The 16,473-nt window shown below is 32.1% G+C and carries 19 protein-coding genes; 12 read left to right on the forward strand and 7 right to left on the reverse strand.

What is annotated here, in order from left to right:
- Window positions 1-6: 6 nt before the first annotated feature.
- From ACIQ66_RS03135 to rlmD, 3 genes are read right to left on the reverse strand one after another with little or no spacing between them, the layout of a single operon-like run.
- Entirely contained in the window at window positions 7-762 is a 756-nt protein-coding gene (locus ACIQ66_RS03135) for a DUF6048 family protein (RefSeq protein ID WP_396211349.1), read from the reverse strand.
- Complete coding sequence (locus ACIQ66_RS03140) at window positions 734-1,225, reverse strand: DUF6452 family protein (RefSeq protein WP_396211350.1); 492 nt, start codon at window positions 1,223-1,225, stop codon at window positions 734-736. Before ACIQ66_RS03140 ends, ACIQ66_RS03135 begins: the two co-directional genes overlap by 29 nt.
- A 50-nt stretch (window positions 1,226-1,275) precedes the next feature.
- A complete protein-coding gene (gene rlmD, locus ACIQ66_RS03145) occupies window positions 1,276-2,694 on the reverse strand; it encodes a 23S rRNA (uracil(1939)-C(5))-methyltransferase RlmD (RefSeq protein ID WP_396211351.1) in 1,419 nt (472 codons plus the stop codon).
- 208 nt (window positions 2,695-2,902) lie between these two features.
- Here rlmD and ACIQ66_RS03150 point away from each other — a divergent pair, with 208 nt between their 5' ends.
- Complete coding sequence (locus tag ACIQ66_RS03150) at window positions 2,903-3,448, forward strand: DUF1697 domain-containing protein (RefSeq protein ID WP_396211352.1); 546 nt, start codon at window positions 2,903-2,905, stop codon at window positions 3,446-3,448.
- 261 nt (window positions 3,449-3,709) lie between these two features.
- The gene (gene rocD, locus ACIQ66_RS03155; protein WP_396211353.1) at window positions 3,710-4,990 is read left to right on the forward strand and encodes an ornithine--oxo-acid transaminase; all 1,281 of its coding nucleotides are present in this window, start codon (window positions 3,710-3,712) and stop codon (window positions 4,988-4,990) included.
- A 60-nt stretch (window positions 4,991-5,050) separates the two neighbouring features.
- Here rocD and ACIQ66_RS03160 read toward each other — a convergent pair whose 3' ends face one another.
- Window positions 5,051-5,389, reverse strand: a complete 339-nt coding sequence (locus tag ACIQ66_RS03160; RefSeq protein WP_396211354.1) for a CCC motif membrane protein — start codon at window positions 5,387-5,389, stop codon at window positions 5,051-5,053.
- Between the two features lie 18 nt (window positions 5,390-5,407).
- The gene (locus tag ACIQ66_RS03165) at window positions 5,408-5,680 is read right to left on the reverse strand and encodes a DUF2752 domain-containing protein (RefSeq protein WP_396211402.1); all 273 of its coding nucleotides are present in this window, start codon (window positions 5,678-5,680) and stop codon (window positions 5,408-5,410) included.
- 251 nt (window positions 5,681-5,931) lie between these two features.
- Between ACIQ66_RS03165 and ACIQ66_RS03170 the strand changes: the two genes are divergently transcribed.
- Window positions 5,932-6,483 carry a Smr/MutS family protein gene (locus ACIQ66_RS03170; protein WP_396211355.1) on the forward strand — a complete coding sequence of 184 codons (552 nt, stop codon included), beginning with the start codon at window positions 5,932-5,934 and terminating at the stop codon, window positions 6,481-6,483.
- Between the two features lie 342 nt (window positions 6,484-6,825).
- On the opposite strand, the gene ACIQ66_RS03175 is transcribed toward ACIQ66_RS03170, so the two are convergent.
- On the reverse strand, window positions 6,826-7,785 hold the full coding sequence (locus ACIQ66_RS03175) for a hypothetical protein (protein WP_396211356.1): 960 nt from the start codon (window positions 7,783-7,785) through the stop codon (window positions 6,826-6,828).
- A gap of 236 nt (window positions 7,786-8,021) precedes the next feature.
- Here ACIQ66_RS03175 and ACIQ66_RS03180 point away from each other — a divergent pair, with 236 nt between their 5' ends.
- The 5 genes from ACIQ66_RS03180 to priA are packed head-to-tail and all read left to right on the forward strand — an operon-like array spanning window position 8,022 to window position 13,856.
- A complete protein-coding gene (locus ACIQ66_RS03180; protein WP_396211357.1) occupies window positions 8,022-9,143 on the forward strand; it encodes a cysteine desulfurase family protein in 1,122 nt (373 codons plus the stop codon).
- A 33-nt stretch (window positions 9,144-9,176) separates the two neighbouring features.
- Window positions 9,177-10,034, forward strand: coding sequence for a carboxylating nicotinate-nucleotide diphosphorylase (gene nadC, locus ACIQ66_RS03185; RefSeq protein ID WP_396211358.1), 858 nt, complete (start codon window positions 9,177-9,179; stop codon window positions 10,032-10,034).
- A gap of 8 nt (window positions 10,035-10,042) precedes the next feature.
- Window positions 10,043-10,978 (forward strand): YihY/virulence factor BrkB family protein, encoded by a 936-nt coding sequence (locus ACIQ66_RS03190; protein ID WP_396211359.1) that lies wholly within the window; start codon window positions 10,043-10,045, stop codon window positions 10,976-10,978.
- Window positions 10,971-11,393 (forward strand): DUF2147 domain-containing protein, encoded by a 423-nt coding sequence (locus tag ACIQ66_RS03195; RefSeq protein ID WP_396211360.1) that lies wholly within the window; start codon window positions 10,971-10,973, stop codon window positions 11,391-11,393. Before ACIQ66_RS03190 ends, ACIQ66_RS03195 begins: the two co-directional genes overlap by 8 nt.
- Before the next feature lie 15 nt (window positions 11,394-11,408).
- Window positions 11,409-13,856, forward strand: coding sequence for a primosomal protein N' (priA, locus tag ACIQ66_RS03200; protein WP_396211361.1), 2,448 nt, complete (start codon window positions 11,409-11,411; stop codon window positions 13,854-13,856).
- Here priA and ACIQ66_RS03205 read toward each other — a convergent pair.
- The gene (locus ACIQ66_RS03205; protein WP_396211362.1) at window positions 13,853-14,548 is read right to left on the reverse strand and encodes a LytR/AlgR family response regulator transcription factor; all 696 of its coding nucleotides are present in this window, start codon (window positions 14,546-14,548) and stop codon (window positions 13,853-13,855) included. The two genes, priA and ACIQ66_RS03205, sit on opposite strands and share 4 nt — an antisense overlap.
- A gap of 168 nt (window positions 14,549-14,716) precedes the next feature.
- Between ACIQ66_RS03205 and rpsF the strand changes: the two genes are divergently transcribed.
- The 4 genes from rpsF (at window position 14,717) to ACIQ66_RS03225 (ending at window position 16,431) form a co-directional block, all read left to right on the forward strand.
- Window positions 14,717-15,058 (forward strand): 30S ribosomal protein S6, encoded by a 342-nt coding sequence (rpsF, locus tag ACIQ66_RS03210; RefSeq protein WP_298175115.1) that lies wholly within the window; start codon window positions 14,717-14,719, stop codon window positions 15,056-15,058.
- Window positions 15,059-15,062: 4 nt separating this feature from the next.
- Complete coding sequence (gene rpsR, locus ACIQ66_RS03215) at window positions 15,063-15,359, forward strand: 30S ribosomal protein S18 (RefSeq protein ID WP_298175114.1); 297 nt, start codon at window positions 15,063-15,065, stop codon at window positions 15,357-15,359.
- A gap of 65 nt (window positions 15,360-15,424) precedes the next feature.
- Complete coding sequence (rplI, locus tag ACIQ66_RS03220) at window positions 15,425-15,865, forward strand: 50S ribosomal protein L9 (protein WP_396211363.1); 441 nt, start codon at window positions 15,425-15,427, stop codon at window positions 15,863-15,865.
- Between the two features lie 95 nt (window positions 15,866-15,960).
- Window positions 15,961-16,431, forward strand: coding sequence for a DUF6495 family protein (locus ACIQ66_RS03225; RefSeq protein WP_396211364.1), 471 nt, complete (start codon window positions 15,961-15,963; stop codon window positions 16,429-16,431).
- The last annotated feature ends 42 nt before the right edge of the window (window positions 16,432-16,473 follow it).

Genomic DNA, 16,473 nt, shown 5'->3' on the forward strand with positions numbered 1-16,473 from the left:
AATATCCTACTTTTTAGGTTTTTCCTCAACCTTAACCGCTGATTTGTACAACGGAATAAAATACGAAACCGTATAATTGAAACCTACACCAAAATCACCACTATATTTTCTGTTGAAACCCGGAATGTATAGATTATCAAAACCATCAGGTGTTTTGTTGGTAAATAATTTGTTGATTCTAAAGCTAAAACCTACATAAACATTATTGATAACCTTCGCTTTTACACCTGCCACAACTTCTGCCCATTGAGCCGTTAATCCTTTAAATTCTTTACCAGAAGTTATTAATTGATTAGTATCAAAATAAGGATTGGTAGTGTAAATTTTGTAATTATTCAATGTTTGACTAAACGAACTAACACCGTATCTCATTCCGATGTAAATGGAATTTTCTAAATTCATCCAATTTTGATGCATATTATAATCAAAACCTACTTTAAAATAAGAACCTTTTGTTGTAAAGTTTAAGTAATCTTCCTGAACTGTTTTGTCTTCGTTACCCAATTCTCCAGCGATGTAATATTTTTTGGTTAATCTGTAATCTCCAACAACTTCAATACCTCTATAATCTTCCTCCCAAAAAGAACGAGATAATCTAAACAAGTCAACACCAACTCGCAAACCATAACGATTCACTTTGATTGGAGCAACCGTGTCTTTTTTAGCAATTTCAGCCGTTTTTTTGGCAACTTCTTGAGCATTAGCTAACAAAGAAAGCAGCACAAATGATAAACTAAAAAAAGATTTTAATATGCGTTTCATTTGATTTTTCAATGTTTGAAGTTAGTATTGTGAAACTTGTAATCCAAGTAGTATCTGCAGGTGTTTCATCAGTTCTCACAACACCGCCAGTTGCATTCAATGTATAAGTAGTTTTAAAACCACATGCTCTCGAAACAAAAACTTCGTTTCTAGCGTAATTGAATTGTAAATAATCAGTATTGGCGTTAGTTGCTCCGCTATTTAGTGTTAATTTATATTTAGTTAAATCAGCAACAGTATTCAATGGTAACTTAATTTTACTTACACCAGAAAAAGTACCAAATTCAGACTGACCATTAGCAGTAATCTTAAGACTTGTAACATTTTGGATAATAGTTGGATTATCAGCACGAAAAAACTCTAACACCAAAAGTGGAGTAGTAGCCGTATTCTCATCGCAAATATCATCTTTCTCACATCCTAAAAGTGAAAACAGAACCAATAACAAAAATATCTTTTTCATAAACTTAACTTCAAACTAAATAACTGAATACTGCGACTGAAAACTGAACACTATTTTCTAAGCTCCAAAAGTACAACATTTTCTACATGATGCGTTTGCGGAAACATATCTACAGGTCGCACACGAGTAACTTTATACATTTCGTCCATCAAGGCCAAATCTCTTGCTTGCGTTGCCGAGTTACAACTTACGTAAACAATTTTCGGAGCCCCCGTTTTTAATAACATTTCAACTACGTCTTTATGCATTCCGTCTCTTGGTGGATCGGTAATGATTACATCTGGTTTGCCGTGTTGCGATATAAAATCGTCATTGAAAACGTTTTTCATGTCTCCAACATAAAACTCACAATTGGTAATTTCATTACGTTTCGCATTTTCTTTTGCATCAGCAATCGCTTCTGGAACGGCTTCTACACCAATTACTTTTTTCGCTTTTTTAGAAACAAATTGCGCAATAGTTCCTGTTCCAGTATATAAATCGTAAACCACTTCGTTGCCAGTTAAACCTGCAAATTCTCTTGTGATTTTATATAATTCATACGCTTGGTCCGAATTGGTTTGGTAAAATGATTTAGCGTTGATGCTAAATTTCAAACCTTCCATTTCTTCCAAAATGTAATCTCTTCCTTTGTATAGTTTGATGTCTTGGTCGTAAAGCGTATCGTTAGCTTTGCTATTGATTACATATTGCAACGAAGTAATTTGCGGGAATTTCTCGTGAATAAAATCCATCATCAACTCACGATTGGCTTTGTCGTCTTCAAAAAACTGAATCAACACCATAATTTCGCCAGTTGAAGCAGTTCTAATCATTAGTGTTCGCAACAAACCTTCGTGATTTCTTGCATTAAAGAAGGTCATTCCGTTTTTATCGGCAAATTCTTTTATCGAATTTCTAATATTGTTTGATGGATCTTCTTGCAGCCAACATTTTTCAATATCTAGAATTTTGTCCCACATTTTTGGAACGTGAAAACCTAAAGCATTTTTCTTGCTCAAATTTTCTTCACTCGATTGAATCTGATTTTCGGTCAACCAACGCGTGTCTGAAAACCCGAATTCCATTTTGTTTCTGTAAAAAAACTGTTTTTCCGAACCTAAAATCGGTTCAAAGTCGGGCAAATCGATTTTACCAATGCGTTTTAGGTTATTGTAGACTTCGTTATTTTTGTAAAACAATTGTTGTTCATACTTCATATTTTGCCATTTACAGCCGCCACAAGCACCAAAATGTTCGCAAACCGGTTCCATACGATTTTCAGAAAAGGCGTGAAATTTTATCGCTTTTCCTTCAAAATACGATTTGCGTTTCTTGAATGTTTGCACATCCACCACATCGCCCGGAACAACATTAGGTATAAATATTACTTGTCCTTCAGGAGCTTTGGCTACCGAAACACCTTTAGCACCAGCATCAAGTACGGTAACGTTTTCAAAAATAATTCTGTCTGTCTTCTTTTTTCCCATGAGGCAAAAATAAGGTTTTGAAATGTTTTTTGGATTAATTTTTTGCAATTAAATAACATTAAAGTGCTAGTGATTATGATTATGCGGGGATTATTTTGATTAATCACCGTATTTTTTGCGGTGAATAGATAAAATAATCACCGCATTTTAATTACCTGACCGGTTTATAAAACCTGTAGGAATTGTATCTTTTAATTATATTTACACCATGAAACACCTAGCACTACTTCGCGGCATCAACGTCTCAGGGCACAACATGATAAAAATGGAAGCATTAAAAACTACGTTAGAAGCCATCGGGTTCACTAATGTAGTTACGTACATACAATCAGGAAATGTGTTTGTAGAAACCAACGAAGAAATACCTGTTACGGTAGGATTTACCATCAAACAAGAGATTTACAAAAGTTTTGGACACGAAGTTCCCGTAATTGTAATAGGCAAAAACGATTTGGAGTTGTGCTTAAAAAACAATCCGTTTACCAAAGAAAAAGAATTGGATACTAAGAAATTATATGTAGCTTTTATTTCAAAAGAATTGCCAAGTTCAGCCATAAATGAATTAAAAATCAGCCAATTCAAACCCGACGAAGCAGTAATAGACGGCAACAGAATTTTCATAAAATACAACATCGGCGCAGGAAAAACCCGTTTAGACCAAAAATACATCGAGAAAAAACTAAACGTAACCGCAACCATGAGAAATTGGAATACTGTAAATAAGTTGTTGGAAATGTTTGAGGAAGAAGTTTAGAAGTATAAAGGGTTAAGAGTTTATATGTTTAAGAGTTTAAAAGGGTAAGGTTTTTTAATTTGGTTTAAAGTTGTTTAATTTAGTTTAAAGATGTTTGTTAGTAACAATATTAAACTCTTAAACATATAAACTTTTAAACTAAAATTTTACCTTTGTAAAATTATGGATGATTTCTCTCCACAAGAAGGAATCTTGCCTGTCGGCAGACAGGTTGATATTTTAAAATAGCTCATGACGAGTTTGGGTAAAAAAGAAAAAATTATGTCAGTTTTAGAAAAAATCAGCTCCGAAGAAATTATTTTGTTGGAAAATAAATACGGAGCTCACAATTATCATCCGTTACCAGTTGTTTTGAGTAGAGGTGAAGGTGTTTATGTTTGGGATGTTGAAGGAAAAAAATATTATGATTTTCTTTCGGCTTATTCGGCAGTAAATCAAGGACATTGTCATCCAAAAATTATTGGCGCGATGGTTGAACAAGCGCAAACATTAACATTGACTTCTCGTGCTTTTTATAATGATAAATTGGGTGTTTACGAAGAATATATCACAAAATATTTCGGATTTGATAAAGTGCTTCCAATGAATACTGGTGCAGAAGCGGTAGAAACAGCTTTAAAACTTTGCAGAAAATGGGCTTATGAGAAAAAAGGAATTCCTGAAAACGAAGCACAAATTATCGTTTGTGATGGAAATTTCCACGGAAGAACAACCACTATCATTTCGTTTTCAAATGATGAAAATGCTAGAAAGAATTTTGGACCTTATACGGCAGGATTTATTAAAATTCCTTACGACAACATAGATGCATTGGAAAGCGCGCTTAAATCGTCTAAAAACATAGCTGGCTTCCTAGTTGAGCCTATTCAAGGAGAAGCTGGAGTTTATACACCAGCAGAAGATTATTTGGCGAAAGCTAAAGCACTTTGTGAAGCCAACAATGTTTTGTTTATTGCTGATGAGGTTCAAACCGGAATTGCAAGAACAGGTTCGATATTGGCAGTTTGTGGAAATTGCACTTGCGAAAATGCTTGCGAAAAACAAGCAACTTATGTTACTCCAGATATTTTAATTCTTGGTAAAGCTTTGTCAGGTGGTGCTTATCCTGTTTCAGCAGTATTGGCCAATGATCACATTATGAATGTTATCAAACCAGGTCAACACGGTTCAACTTTTGGAGGTAATCCAGTAGCTGCTGCGGTTGCTATTGCTGCTTTAGAAGTAGTTGAGGAAGAAAATTTAGCTCAAAACGCCAGAAGATTGGGTAAAATATTTAGAGAAAAGCTAAACGAGTATATTCAAACATCAACTATTGCAACTTTAGTTCGTGGAAAAGGTTTGTTAAATGCAGTTGTCATAAACGATACCGAAGAAAGCGATACAGCATGGAATATTTGTCTTGCTTTGAGAGATAATGGTTTACTGGCTAAACCAACCCACGGAAACATTATTCGTTTCGCTCCGCCTTTGGTAATGAATGATGAACAATTGTTAGATTGTGTTTCGATTATCATCAATACGCTGAAACAATTTGAAAAATAAAATTTCAATTTCATAAATTAAAAATCTGCTCGAATAAAGCAGATTTTTTTTGCTTTATAACTAGCGATGTTTTTCTTGGTATTCAATTTTGTTTTGAAGATTCTTTTGCCATTCTTCAACATTTTCAATTCCAATAACAGTATAAATAAAAATGATGAAGGCAAGGTAAATACTGCTCAAGATAATTCCAATCACTGCCAAAACTCTTCCTATGGCTAAATTGGCAAAATTTGTATATCGATCTGGATTTTCTCTGTAAAGACGTAAATCGCCTTTTGCAATAACCAATGCTATGATTCCAAAAATCAATCCGACAATTCCCATAACCCAACAAGTTATAATTGAAAATAATCCAAGAAGTAAAACGATAGTGGTATTGGGCAATTTCTGATTTTCCATGATTTGATTTAAAAAAAATTAATAGCAACAATTTAAAGGTTTAGAAAAATAGGATACAACCATTATGATGGCATTTATAATAGCAAGTCCAATTACAATTTTAGAATAGTTTCTAGACTTGTGAAAAAGATGTAAAGCCAAAAAAACAAAAAACAAAATCGTGGTGTAAATGGCAGGATACATTTGAAACGCTTTTGCAAATTCTCCCTGGCAAATTAAAACCAAGGATCGTTGTACACCACAACCCAAACATTCCACTCCAAAAAGTTTTTTGCTCAGACATGGAATCATGTATTTCTCTAAATCCAAAAGGGGTGTTTTTTTTGAACTACAATTTTACGAAAAAATTATATTCATTACCGAATAAACTTTTTATAATTTTAAGTTTCCTACTTTTGAATTTTTTAAAAAATAGGAGTGACGTTTTTTAGCAAACTATTTTTTGAAACGAAAATTTGAATTTGATTTCATTTTTTTTGTTTAAAAATGAATTCAAATTTTGATAAAAAACAGCGTTTTAATTTTAATAAAATTACAGTAAAATGATAAGTAGAGGAGACAAAGTTTCGGTGCTAGATGAAGCGGTTGACGGAGTAGTAGTTTCGGTTGAAAAAAACCAAGTAACAATAGAAACTAGTGACGGATTTACGATGACATATTTTGTCAACGAGTTAATTAAAATAAACAATTCCAGTAATTTAGAACAATCTATAAGAAGTTTTGATTTAACTAAAATAAAAAAGGAAAAAGAAGAGCCAAAACCGCGAAGTTTTGAAAAAGAAAAGAAAATTAAAGGCGAAATTCCACCACCAGAATTTGATTTGCACATCGAAAAATTGGTTAAAAATTTTAGAGGAATGAGCAATTATGACATCCTAAATATGCAAACAGAAACAGCAAAAAGACACATCGAATTTGCTATCAGAAATCGCATTCCGAAGATCGTTTTTATACATGGTGTTGGTGAAGGAATTCTAAAATCGGAGCTCGATTTTATGTTAGGACGTTATCCAAATATAGATTTTAAAGAAGCCAATTTTCAAAAATATGGACAAGGAGCAACCGAAATTTACATCAAGCAAAATGTAAAATAGAATTTTTTGAGGCTATTTTTTAATTAAAATTATTGAAATTTGAAACAAATAATTTTTGAAATACGATACAAATTTAATCTATTTTAGAAGTTATATTTTTGTTAGAATTCAATTTTAAAAATGATTTTCAGATGAATTTTCAAGTAAAACACAATTCGATTTTTGCATGAAAAAAAGACTAAAAAGGATTTGTTTTTCATCGAATTTCAATCAAAGCAAACTTACTAAATCAACTTTTTTAGTTGTAAATTGTCATCATAAAACTGTTTTTTTGTAAAAATTAGACAAAAGAAAACCCATCAAAAATGAATTGATGGGTTTGTTTTTTATTAAAAGTTGAGGTTAGTTTGAGGAAATAAACTCGCCCAATTTATAAGAAGTTCCAAGATATAAATCATTAGTTCCTCTTTTTAAAGTGGTGGTTTCGAGAGTAACAATATATTTGTGTTGAGTAGTTCCGTAAAGTTCTGTTTTTACTTTTATTATTCCATTTGAAGCTGTTGAATCACTAATCCATTGTTCAACAATTATGGGTGTAGCTGGTAATGGTGTTGTACAAAAATAGTCGTTAGATATTACTCCATTAAATAATGTATAAGTTAGTTTGTTATCAGAAGAAATAGAAGCTTGTTTTGTTCCAATAACTGGAATGGCTGGAAATAAAAAGGTAAAGGTTGTAGCGTCAAGTTTTAATAGAAATGATTCACTTCCATTAACAATAAACAAACTATTATTATTACAAGTTGTTGTTTTTAAATCGGTTGCTGTAAAATTAATTGGCAAGTTAACAGCATTTATGGTATAGTTTCCAAAAGGTCTTTCTGTTTCAACTTGGCTTGTTCCATTAGATTTTTGCCAAGAGACATTTTTTAAAATCATCGCATGTTTATACCCTATAATTTTAGAAAATCCAGATTCTACAGGTGGAGATTTAACAGCTGTTGTAGTAACTTGTAATGAGGCACTTTGTGCCGTCCATTCTTCGGTAACGTTGGGTGTTGTCGGTCTAATTGATCCACAAATATTTTCTAATGCGACATTTCCATTATATATGCGGTAAAGTAATGAACCAGCAATAAAATCTGTTTTGACTTTCATTTTATTTTCAAAAAAAGAAGTAAACTGTGCACTACTTAGCTCTAAAATAATCGATTTAGTATCTTTTATTTGATATAATACATTGTTTTCTGTGCATTTTTTTGTTTGAGCATCATTCAAATCAACAGTTTCTACTTGTACATCTCCATCGTCACAAGCATTAAAAAGCGTTGTAATCAGTAATAATCCAATAATTTTTTTCATTTGAAATTTGTATTTTAGTACTAAAAAGCAATCAAAAACATCGTTTTTTTTAAACCAATATTTTTGTAATTTATTATGTAACAAAAATAGAATTTTAATTTACATTAGCCAATCAATTTGTATTCCATTAACACAATGAAATTTGTAACTTTGGAACTTCAAAATTGATAAGTTATTTAAAAGCCAATATAATTAGAAATTTAGCTTAATTTTTATAGTAAAAAAAAGTAGCAGATATGAAAAAAATATACCTTGATAACGCCGCCACCACATCTATTCGCCAAGAAGTTATAGATGAGATGATAGCGGTTTTGCAAAATGATTTTGGTAATCCATCTTCGGCACATAGTTATGGTAGAAGTGCCAAAACTGCTCTTGAAACTTCAAGAAAATCGATTGCAAAAATGTTAGGTTGTGCAGCACAAGAACTAATTTTTACTTCAAACGCTACTGAAGCTACTAACTGGATTTTGAAAAGTGCCGTTAGAGATTTGAAAGTTGAGAGAATTATTACTAGCAAAATTGAACATCATGCAACCTTATATACCGTAAATTATTTGCAAAAAATGTACGGAATTGATGTTGATTTTGTGAAAATTCTGCCAAGTGGACAAATTGATATTACTCATTTAGTTGAATTATTATCTAAAAAAGTGAAGACTTTAGTAACGTTAATGCACGTAAATAACGAAATTGGAACCGTTTTAGACATTGAAAAAGTCGGTCGTATTTGCGAGCAACATCATGCTTTATTTCATTGTGACACCGTTCAATCTGTTGGAAAAACTGAATTCAATTTGAACGAACTTCCAGTTGATTTTATAGTTGCTAGTGCACATAAATTTCATGGACCAAAAGGTGCGGGTTTTGCTTTTGTAAAGAAAACAAACGTTTTGCAACCAATGCTTTATGGTGGCGAACAAGAAAAAGGACTTCGTGCAGGTACAGAGGCTGTTCATCAAGTAGTTGGTATGTCAAAAGCATTAGAGTTAAGTTATGAAAATCTAAATAAAGAACGCCACTATATTTCAGATTTAAAAGACTATTGCCTGGAACAATTAAAAGCAAATTTTCCAGAAATTAGAGTGAACGGAGAAGCTACTTTTTACAATATTTTGAATATTTTATTGCCTTTTTCTGAAGAAAAAACGGCTATGATTTTATTCAATTTGGATATGAAAGGAATTGCTGTTTCTAGAGGTAGCGCATGCCAAAGCGGGAGTGTAAAACCTTCACATGTTTTAGCTGAAATTTTGCCTGAAGATGAATTGAAAAAACCAAGTTTACGTATCTCTTTCGGTCATAATAATACCAAAAGTGATATTGACGAATTGATTGAAGGATTAAAAGGAATTTAAATTTAGTACATTAGCCATTCAAATTTTTTTCAGATGATTTCAGAAACTCAATTTTATAACGAACTCAATCTAATTATTCAAAATGCCATTAGAGAAGATGTTGGTGATGGCGATCACAGCTCATTAGCTTGTATTCCAAAAGAAGCAACAGGAAAAGCAAAACTTCTTGTTAAAGATAACGGAATTATCGCTGGAGTTGAATTTGCCAAAATGGTTTTTAACTATGTAGATGCCAATCTTCAATTGGAAATATTTATAAATGATGGTGAAAAAGTAAACTTTGGCGATGTTGTTTTTCACGTTTCGGGAAGTTCACAATCTATCCTGAAAGCGGAACGATTGGTTTTAAATTCAATGCAAAGAATGTCGGCAATTGCAACCAAAACCAATAGTTATGTGCAGATGTTAGAGGGAACTTCGACCCAAATATTAGATACTCGTAAAACAACACCTGGTTTCCGAGCTTGCGAAAAATGGGCTGTCAAAATTGGCGGTGGCGAAAATCATCGTTTTGCTCTTTACGATATGATTATGCTAAAAGACAATCACAATGATTTTGCTGGTGGAATTACCAATGCCATAAATAAAACTAAGGAATATTTAAAACAAAATAAAAAAGATTTAAAAATAATTGTTGAAGCCAGAAACCTTGATGAAATTAAAGAAATTCTTCAATCTGAAGGCGTTTACCGAATTTTGATTGACAATTTTAATTTTGAAGACACCAAAAAAGCGGTCGAATTAATTGGAACCAAAAGTCTAACAGAATCTTCAGGAAATATTAATGAAAAAACCATCCGACAATATGCTGAATGTGGTGTAAATTATATTTCGTCAGGTGCATTAACGCATTCGGTTTATAACATGGACTTGAGTTTAAAAGCGATTTGATTGAAGAAATGGATGAAAAAGTAAAAATACTTGTAGGCAAAATTCCATTAGTCAAGGGAATGGTAAGGTTTTTAAAGTCGATAAAACTTCCTTTTCTCAACGGAATGTCGCTTTATGAATTTCTAAAACATTACACCATCGGAATTATCGAAGGCGATTTGTCGTATCGGGCCGCTGCAATTTCGTTTAGTTTCTTCATGGCGCTATTTCCATTTACGCTGTTCATTCTTAACTTAATTCCGTATATACCAATTGAAGGTTTTCAACAAGATTTTCTTGAGTTTGTCGAGCAAGGTGTTCCGCCCAGAACGTATGATGCTATTGCAACAATAATTAATGATATTCTTAATAATAGTAATTCAGGCTTGCTATCTTCAGGATTTATGTTGTCTATTTTCTTAATGGCAAATGGCTTAAATGCTGTGCTTAGTGGTTTTGAAAGTTCCAAAAATATTGCCATAAAAAGACCTTATGTTCGACAATATTTAGTAGCAATTGCCATGTCATTGTTGCTAACAACAGTGCTTTTTGTAACCATCGCAACTATCATTGTTTTTGAAGTAATAATTCAGCAAACCATTCTTCAAGATGTGTTGAGTGAAAAGATTTCACTTATCCGAATTGGTCGATACATTTTCGTTATTTTAATGATACTTATGACAACATCCATTTTATTCAAATTCGGAATAAAGCGAGATAAAAGACGTGCCTTCATTACCGTTGGCTCAGTAACAACAACAATTTTAATATTGCTAAGTTCGTATGGATTTGGAATTTGGGTTGAAAAATTTTCAAAATACAACGAACTCTATGGTTCAATTGGAACTTTGCTAATAATGATGTTTTTCATCTGGATAAACTGTATAATTTTGTTACTCGGATTTGAACTAAATGCCATAATAAATAAGCATAAAAATAATTTTAAACAGCAAAAGTATGATTAGATTGGTAATTCTTGTATGTATGATTTCATCAAATCTTTTTTCGCAATCAATAATTGGAAAATGGAAAACTATTGATGATGAAACAGGTAAGGAAACTTCTGTAATTGAGGTTTTTCAAAAAGATAAAAAAATATATGGCAAAATTGTTGAAATAATTGACTCAGAAAAGCGAGACAAATTATGTAACTTATGTCCTAATCCTGATAAAAACAAGCCTATTCTTGGGCTTACCATCATAAAAGGTTTGGAAAAAGAAGGCGACGAATATAATGATGGGCAAATTTTAGACCCGAAAAGTGGTAAACTTTACAATTGTTACATCAAACTAGATGGGAAAGACAAGCTAAAAGTTAGAGGCTTTATAGGACTATCTTTATTAGGTCGAACACAGTATTGGTATAGGGTTAAATCATAATTATAGAGTTTGCAAATGTATTTTGTCGAAGTAATTCTACCGTTATCGCTCTCTAAAACTTTTACCTACAGAATTTCTGAAGCAGAATACCTTTACATTCAACCCGGAATGCGAATTGCTGTTCCGTTTGGCAAAAGCAAAATCTACACTTCATTAGCAGCCGAGGTGCATCGTAACAATCCAACATTGTACGATGCAAAAGAAATTCATCAAATTTTAGACGAAAAACCAATTGTAAATTCTCTCCAAATTCAACATTGGCAATGGATTGCATCTTACTATATGTGCGCCATTGGCGACGTTTTTAGAAGTGCTTTGCCAAGTGCCTTGTTACTTGAAAATGAAACAATTATTTCGCAAAAACAAGATGTCTTTATTGATGAAAGTTTGTTAACAGATGAAGAATTTCTTGTTTTTGAAGCATTGCAACAACAGAGTTCTCTCAAGATTGATGACATTTCTGCTATACTGAATAAGAAAACTATTTTCCCAATTATTCAAAGTTTACTCGATAAAAATGTGTTGGTGCTTCACGAAGAAATGAACGAAACTTACAAACCAAAGTTAATTCGTTACGTTCGTTTACATATCAAATACAGTTCAAGTGAAAGTTTGAATGAATTACTAGAAACACTCAAAAACGCAGCAAAACAGCGAGAAATTGTATTGAGTTATTTCCAGTTAAGCGCCAGTTTCAAAAAACCAATTACCGTTAAGCATTTGGTAGAAACCGCCAATTCAACATCTTCAATTGTAAAAGCATTAGTTGATAAAGAGATTTTCGAAGAATATTATCTGCAAGAAGACAGAGTAAATTTTGATAAAAATAAAAAGGAAAACCAGCTACAATTAAGTCAAGCGCAACAAAAAGCATTTGACGAATTGCAACAGAATTTTGAAACCAAAGAAGTCAATTTGCTTCACGGTGTAACTTCAAGCGGAAAAACCGAAATTTACATAAAGCTAATCGAATCGTATTTGGCTAGCGAAAAACAAGTTCTTTATTTGTTGCCCGAAATAGCTTTGACTACTCAATTAGTTACTCGTTTAACATCCTATTTTGGTAATAAAGTTGCCGTTTTTCATTCTAAATATAATAATAACGAGCGCGTTGAAGTTTGGAAACAAGTTTTAGAAAATTCTGAAAAGGCACAAGTTGTAATAGGAGCAAGGTCGGCTTTGTTTTTACCTTTCTCCAATTTAGGTTTGATAATTGTTGACGAAGAACATGAACAGACTTTCAAGCAAGTGGATCCATCACCACGATATCATGCAAGGGATGCTTCTATTGTTTTGGCCAACTTTCAAAAAGCAAAAGTGGTTTTGGGTTCGGCAACACCAAGTATAGAAACCTATTATAATGCACAATCAGGAAAATATGGTTTGGTAGAAATTTCCGAGCGATACGGAAAAGTGCAAATGCCAGAAATCCAGTTGGTTGATTTGAAAGATAAATATTTCAGAAAAAAAATGAATGGTCATTTCAGTGACGATTTAATTGAATCTATTACTGAAACCATTTCGCTTGGTGAACAAGTTATTTTGTTTCAAAATCGCAGAGGATTTTCGCCCGTTGTCGAATGTATGACTTGTGGTCATGTGCCTCAATGTAAGCAATGTGATGTGAGTTTGACGTATCATAAGCATAAAAATCAGTTGCGATGTCATTATTGTGGCTACTCCATTGCCAATCCAACTAATTGTCATAATTGCTCAAGTGTAGATCTTACAACTAAAGGTTTTGGAACAGAGCAAATTCAACAAGAATTAATAACTCTTTTTCCAAATGCCAAAGTCGGACGAATGGATCAGGATACAACTCGAGGAAAATTTGGTTTTGAAAAAATAATTGATTCTTTCAAAAACCGTGAATTTGATATTTTAGTTGGAACTCAAATGCTAGCCAAAGGATTAGATTTTGATAATGTAAGTCTTGTCGGAATTATGAATGCTGATAATATGCTGTATCATCCCGATTTTAGGGCTTTTGAAAGAAGTTATCAAATGATGACGCAAGTTGCTGGTCGTTCAGGTCGTTCAGAAAAACGTGGAAAAGTTGTAATTCAGACTTATAATCCTAATCATAATACTATTCAGCAAGTTACTAATAATGATTATAGTGGGATGTACAAAGAGCAATTGTATGAGAGAAGTATATACAACTATCCGCCCTATTTCAGAATGATAAAATTCACTTTGAAACACCGAGATTTTGATAAATTAAAAGAAGGATCTATGTGGTTGTATCAAGTAATGCAACAAAATCTATCTATTCCGGTTCTAGGACCAGAGGAACCACCAATTAGTAGAATTCGAAATGAATATATTCGAACAATAATGATTAAAATTCCTCAGAGCACACCCTTAATCACAACAAAAAAAACTATCCAGAAAATACTGAATAGTTTTGAAACGGTTGCACAATATAGAGCTATAAAAATAGCGGTAAATGTAGATTTTTAAGCAATAGCTAAGGCTTTAATTAGATCTTCCTTTTTATTTCTGCTCAATGGAATTTTGGTAATTCCAATTTCGGCAAACTTACTATTAAAACGTTCTACCTTATCTATATTGATAATATAAGATTTGTGAACTCTAATGAATTTTTCCTTAGACAAATCTTTTTCAAAAGACTTCATTGTCGATAAAACCAAATTGGTATCTTCTTCGGTAACTACTTTTACATAATCGCCAAATGCTTCAATCCATTTGATTTTAGAAGTAAAAATTTTTAACTTTTTTAGATTACTCTTAATAAAGATATGATCCCCATTTTCATCATGATTTTCTCTTTTAAGCATGTGGTTTTCCATCGCTCGCTTAGCTGAGGCATTAAATCTATCTAAAGCGATAGGTTTTTGCAGATAATCTGTTGCATCATAATCAAAAGCTTTCACGGCATATTCAGCTTTTGATGTAATAAAAATAATTTGAGGTTTAACTTTTAGCCCATCTAGAAAATCAAAACCACTTATTACAGGCATTTCAATATCTAAAAAAATCAAATCTATAGTATGCACAGACATACAATTTTTGGCTTCAATGGCGTTTGAAAAATCACCAATTAAACGTAAATTGGGATGGTTATTCACTAACTTTGCAGTTATCATTCGTTGTAACGAACTGTCATCCACAACAACACAATTCAACTTCATATATAGATGTATTAAAAGATTTTGATTTACGAAAATAATAACAATAATTTAACAAACCTAATTTTATCGGTTTTTTTTGCATTACAGCGATAAAAATGAAATAATTGCTTGTCGATTTAAAAATAATGATTACTTTTGCACCCATTTTAATTATTAAATACAAATTATATGAATCATTATGAAACTGTTTTCATTTTAAATCCCGTTTTATCTGATGTACAGGTAAAGGAAACAGTAAGCAAATTTGAAGAATTTCTTACGTCTAGAGGAGCTGAAATGGTATCGAAAGAGGATTGGGGTCTAAAAAAAATGGCTTACGAAATCCAAAACAAGAAAAGTGGTTTTTACCATTTATTCGAATTCAAAGTGGCACCAGAAGTGCTAATCGCTTTTGAAACTGAATTCAGACGTGACGAAAGAGTAATGCGTTTCTTAACTGTAAGTTTAGATAAACATGCAATTTCTTGGGCTGAAAGAAGAAGAGCTAAATTAAAAACCGCTAAAGCATAATCTAATGGCTACAATAGAACAATCTGCAAAAGGAAAAAAAGATGGAGATATCAGATATCTTACACCTCTAAATATTGATACTAATAAAGTAAAAAAATATTGTCGTTTCAAAAAATCAGGAATTAAGTACATCGATTATAAAGATGCTGACTTCTTGTTGAAATTTGTTAATGAGCAAGGAAAAATTCTTCCTCGTCGTTTAACAGGAACTTCATTGAAGTACCAAAGAAAAGTTTCTGTTGCTGTGAAAAGAGCAAGACATTTAGCTTTAATGCCATATGTGGCGGATTTATTAAAATAATACATTAAATTAAGTTGTTGGTTTTCAAACTATGAAACCTAACTTCTGTAAAAAAGGACAACAACATGGAAATTATATTGAAAAAAGACGTACAAAACTTAGGTTTCAAAGATGACGTAGTTACTGTAAAAGCGGGATACGGAAGAAACTTCTTAATACCTCAAGGATTTGCTCATTTAGCAACATCGTCTGCAAAAAAAGTATTAGCTGAAAACTTGAAACAAAAAGCTCACAAAGAAGCTAAGGTTGTTGATGACGCTAAGAAAATTGCTGAGGCACTAAAAGCTTTAGAAATTAAAATTTCAGCGAAAGCTGGTGGTGAAAAACTTTTCGGTTCAATTACAAATATTGATGTTGCTGAAGCTCTTGCTAAAGCAGGTCAAGAAATTGATAGAAAATTCATCACATCTGGAATCGTTAAACGTACAGGCAAATATTTTGCTAACGTTAGACTTCACAGAGATGTAATTGTTGAATTACCTTATGAAATAGTTGCTGAGCAATAATTGCTAGCTTCAATAATACAAAATCCCGAATCGTTGCAAAACGAAATCGGGATTTTTTTTAATTTAAAATTTAAAGATTTAGCCAAACTTTCAAAATGAAATACGCAAGACTTACCAAAGAACAATTTGAGGAACTACATCCTGAGTTTACTAATTTTCTAGCTTCTCAATCTATTGATAAAAAAGAATGGGATTCTATTAAAGAAGAAAAAAAAGAAGTAGCCGAGCAAGAACTAGATATTTTTTCAGATTTAATTTGGGAAGGTGTTTTAACTAAAGCAGAGTACCTTGAACATTTCTCTAAAAATCATATTTTCTTATTTCATTGCAAAGAAGATTATATTGATTCTATGGTATTAAAATCATTAGTTCCTGAAGTTGATTTTCTTACCAAAGATGGTTTGCAATGGTTAACTGACAATATTTTTACAGAAACTGTTGAAATTCTGACAGGTAAAAAGAACTACGACAAAGAACGCAACGAAGCAATCTTCGATTTGATAAGGCAAGGCACCATTTTGAGTGATGGACAGCTTTACAACCAAATTAATACAATTATGCAATAGTTTTTTGCAACAAATTCAAAATTATTGGTTATTTTAGTGCAA

Source organism: Flavobacterium sp., assembly GCF_044377315.1.
Taxonomy (GTDB): domain Bacteria; phylum Bacteroidota; class Bacteroidia; order Flavobacteriales; family Flavobacteriaceae; genus Flavobacterium.